The organism is Bradyrhizobium sp., assembly GCF_019242285.1.
Taxonomy (GTDB): Bacteria; Pseudomonadota; Alphaproteobacteria; order Rhizobiales; family Xanthobacteraceae; genus Bradyrhizobium.
Genome location: NZ_JAFAVV010000766.1, coordinates 1 through 4,110, shown reverse-complemented (window position 1 = coordinate 4,110; position 4,110 = coordinate 1). Strand labels below are relative to the sequence as shown.

Below are 4,110 nucleotides of genomic sequence, written 5' to 3'. Positions count from 1 at the left end.
CAAAACAAGCGCGAGCGCGACGTTTATGCCGCCTGCATCGAGATCCTCGAGCGCTGTGGCCTCGCCACCAGGGCGAACCTGGCCGCCGGATCGCTGGCCCTCATCGACCGCAAAAGGCTGGAGCTGGCGCGTGCACTGGCGACAAAGCCGCGTGTCCTGCTGCTCGACGAGGTGGCGGGGGGGCTCACCGAGCACGAGTGCGCAAGCCTCGTGACGCTGATCAAAGACGTGCGGACAACAGGCGTATCCATCATCTGGATCGAGCACATTGTCCATGCCCTTGTGGCGGTGGTGGATCGCCTCGCCGTCCTGCATGCTGGCGCCATCATAGCGTCCGGGGATCCCACTGCCGTGATCCGCAGCCCGCAGGTCGCGGAAATCTACCTTGGGATCGCAGTCGATGCCTGAGCCGCTGCTTGAAGTGCATGGACTGGATGCCTTCTACGGCGATTTCCAGGCCCTATTCGGCGTCTCGATGCGGGTCGCAACCGGCGCAATCGTTGCGGTCATCGGCGCCAACGGGGCCGGCAAGAGCACGCTGCTCAAAAGCATCGCCGGCCTGATGGACGCGCAAGCGGAGGCGATCCGCTTTGATGGTGTTGCGATCGGCGGCGGGCCTGCCTATCGCACGGTGGCGCGCGGCATAGCGCTGGTGCCGGAAGGGCGGCGGCTGTTTCCCTCGCTCACCGTGGAAGAGAACCTCCTGATCGGCGGCCATGGTCGCAAGGTGGCGGGCCCGTGGTCGCTCGAGCGCGTCTACGGCCTGTTCCCGGTGCTGAAGCAGCGCCGCGCGAGCGCCGCGACCACGCTGTCCGGCGGACAGCAGCAGATGGCGGCGATCGGCCGCGCGCTGATGTCGAACCCGCGCTTGTTGTTGTGCGACGAGATCAGCCTCGGGCTGGCGCCGATCGTGATCGCCGACATCTATGCGAGCCTCGCGCACATCAAGGCCGAGGGCACCAGCGTGATCCTGGTCGAGCAGGACATCGTGCAGGCGATGAAGGCGTCCGATCGCGTCTACTGTTTCCAGGAAGGCCGGCTGTCGCTGTCCGGGCGCCCGCAGGACTTGACGCGCGACGCCATCCATCGCGCCTATTTCGGCGGCTAGACAAGCGCTTTCATGAACCCTATCGCTTCCAAGCTCTCCGACCTCATCCTGAGGAGCAGATTCCTAGCATGACGGGCTGGCTCGACGCGGTGATCCAGGGCATCCTGCTCGGCGGCCTCTACGCGCTGTTCGCGGCCGGCCTGTCCTTGATCTTCGGCGTGATGCGGCTCGTCAACCTCGCCCATGGCGACCTGATCGTGCTCGCGGCCTTCGTCATCCTCACGCTCGCCACCTGGCTCGGCCTCGATCCCTTCGTCGCCGCGCTGCTGGCGATCCCGATCATGTTCGTGGTCGGCTTTGCGCTTCAGCACGTGCTGCTGAACCGCACCCTCGGGCGCGACCTGCTGCCGCCGCTGCTCGTCACTTTCGGGCTCTCGATCATCATCCAGAACGGACTTTTGCAACTGTTCTCCGCCGACAGCGAGCGGCTGCGCGCCGGCAGCATCGAGACCGCCTCGATCGCGCTCGGCGGCGGCATCGCGGCCGGCGTCGTGCCCCTGCTCACGCTGTTGTCGGCGATCGCGGTCATCGTAATTCTCAATCTCGTCTTCTATCGCACGCCGCTCGGCCGCGCCTTCCGCGCCACCTCCGACGATCTGGAGATCGCGCAGCTCATGGGCATCGAGGTCGGCCGCATCTACGCGGTCGCCATGGGCCTCGCGCTCGTTGTCGTGACCGTCGCCGCGCTCTATCTAGGCATGCGGGCGAATTTCGATCCGACCATCGGCCCGGCGCGGCTGCTCTACGCCTTCGAGGCCGTGATCATCGGCGGCCTCGGCAGCTTCTGGGGCACGCTCGCCGGCGGCATCGTGCTGGGGCTGGCGCAGACCATCGGCGCGCGGATCGATCCGGAATGGCAGATCCTGGCCGGCCATCTCGCCTTTCTGGTGGTACTCGTGCTGAGGCCGCGCGGGTTGTTTCCGCGCGCGGTGGACTGAAGGCTTGCGATGGCGAACCAGCCTGCAACGACGTTCCGCATCGCGCGAGCCGGACCGGCCTCGCTTGCCGCCGCGGCCTTGGGCGCTCTCGTGCTGGCGATTCTGGCAGCGCTTCCCGCCTTCGCCGGCCGCGAGCTGATCCAGAACCTGATCTTCGTCTTTGACATGCTGGCGCTGGCGCAATGCTGGAATCTGCTGGCGGGCCAGGCAGGATTGATCTCGGTCGGACAGCAGGCCTTCGTCGGGCTCGGCGGCTATCTGTTGTTCGCGCTGACCATCATGGCCGGCCTCGATCCGCTGCTGGCGATCCCGCTCGCGGGCGGCGTCTGTGCCGCGCTGGCGTTCCCCGCCGCGCTGATCGTATTCCGCCTGCGCGGCGCCTATTTCGCGATCGGCACCTGGGTCGTGGCCGAGGTCTGCCGGCTGGTGCTGGCCCAGGTCAAGCAGCTCGGCGGCGGCACCGGGACCTCGCTGCCACCGGCGGTGACTTCCGGCGTGATCGGCATCGAGGGGATCAAGACGCTGTTCGACGTGCGCACGCCGGCCGCGCGCGACATCCTCTCCTATTGGGTCGCGCTGGCGCTGATGGCCGCAAGCTTCGCCCTCGTCTACGCCATCCAGCGCTCGCGCCGCGGGCTCGCGCTCGGCGCGATCAGGGATTCCGAGGCAGCCGCCGCGAGCCTCGGCGTCGACATCGCCAGCGTCAAGCTCTCCGTCTATGTCGCGACCGCGGCCATGACCGGCATGATCGGCGCGCTGATCTATTTGCAGAAGGCCCGCATCTCGCCGGACGCGGCGTTCTCCGTGTTGGACTGGACCGCCTATGTCATCTTCATCGTCGTGATCGGCGGCATCGGTACGATCGAAGGTCCGATCGTCGGCACCCTCGTGTTCACTTTGATGCAGCATTATCTCGCCGACTTTGGCGCCGCCTACCTCATCCTGCTGGGCACGCTCGGCATCCTCATCATGCTGTTCGCCCCGCGCGGCATCTGGGGTTTTGTCGTCGAGCGTTACGATTTCACGTTGTTTCCGACGCGGCGCCGCCTGTTCGTCGAGCAGCGGCGCGAAGGTGAGAACCGGCGCATACCGTGATGGCCCCGGCAGCGCTGCCGGCGCCTATGGCCACGCCCGCGGCGTGCCTGAGGTTCGAAATCCCGGCCTCGCGGTGTCGCTCTGGACTTCCGTTTTCGGTGCACAGCCGCATATGTGATGAGCCTTGTCGCCGCTTTATTGATGAGGCCCATGTTGCGGCAGCCCCGATCAGACGTTGTCCTCGTCGCTACCAGTCACTTCCGAATGGTCTGGGGAGGTGACGCTAATTTGAAAATGGGGGGTGGTGATTGCCTCGACCGTCAAGTCAGCGATGTCGGGGGAATGGTTGTAGGAGAATTGTACTGGTGATGGAGTGCCACCAGGTGGCAATGCTTTCGCCAGCACGGTTACGATAAGCTCACCGGCAGTCCCGTTGAATTGGGCATTGTCGAGCATGAAGGTCCCGTTTTGCTGTATTTGCAGCCAAGTCAGGTACTTGAGCCACTTGTTGAACCTTGGCGCAGGATAAAACTGATTGAAGACTAACTCGTCCTGAATTTGAAACGCGGCAAACCGCAGCGTTTGCCTACGTTTTTCCTTCCCATTGGGGTTTGTCTTGGGGTGTAGCAAGTTCGGAAACGTTTTCCGAAGCTCCTCAATCTCTTTAAACGTGGCTTGAATATTTGCGGATCCGAACTGGTCGTTCAAAGTGCCGGTCACGAATGATGTAGAGCTACCACCTATAAAACCACCCATCGGCAATCCTCCTAATGCTCATTACAATGCCAGCAATCGCAAGCGCTGCTCATCGATCAAGAACTCCCCTCCCACCGCGCACGGGATCTGATCCCTGGGGACGGTTGGAAAACGAAGGTCTGAAAGGTTCTCCGGTATGTGTGCTCAGCACGACCGCGGGAGAAAGTGCAAAGTCGCTCAAATATGTGAAGCAAGCCCTGTTGGCTCGGAAGCACTTCCTTTATGGTTTATAGGCCAATCCGAGAAGCGCGACAGACAATCATGCGGTAAAAC

Annotated in this window: 4 protein-coding genes and 1 pseudogene; 4 read left to right on the top strand and 1 reads right to left on the bottom strand. The window is 63.7% G+C overall.

All coding sequences use genetic code 11. The features are described from left to right. The 4 genes and pseudogenes from JOY90_RS31305 to JOY90_RS31290 form a co-directional block, all read left to right on the top strand. A pseudogene (locus JOY90_RS31305) lies at positions 1-408 on the top strand (ABC transporter ATP-binding protein); the annotation flags it as partial. Then, the gene (locus tag JOY90_RS31300; RefSeq protein ID WP_291694959.1) at positions 401-1,108 is read left to right on the top strand and encodes an ABC transporter ATP-binding protein; all 708 of its coding nucleotides are present in this window, start codon (positions 401-403) and stop codon (positions 1,106-1,108) included. The pseudogene JOY90_RS31305 and the gene JOY90_RS31300, both read left to right, overlap by 8 nt. A gap of 68 nt (positions 1,109-1,176) precedes the next feature. Continuing rightward, positions 1,177-2,046, top strand: coding sequence for a branched-chain amino acid ABC transporter permease (locus tag JOY90_RS31295; protein ID WP_291694958.1), 870 nt, complete (start codon positions 1,177-1,179; stop codon positions 2,044-2,046). Positions 2,047-2,055: 9 nt separating this feature from the next. Next, positions 2,056-3,141: a branched-chain amino acid ABC transporter permease gene (locus JOY90_RS31290; protein WP_291694957.1), complete on the top strand. Its 1,086-nt coding sequence runs from the start codon at positions 2,056-2,058 to the stop codon at positions 3,139-3,141. 168 nt (positions 3,142-3,309) lie between these two features. Here the strand turns inward: JOY90_RS31290 and JOY90_RS31285 are convergent, their stop codons facing one another. After that, the gene (locus JOY90_RS31285) at positions 3,310-3,837 is read right to left on the bottom strand and encodes a hypothetical protein (RefSeq protein WP_291694956.1); all 528 of its coding nucleotides are present in this window, start codon (positions 3,835-3,837) and stop codon (positions 3,310-3,312) included. Positions 3,838-4,110 lie beyond the last annotated feature (273 nt).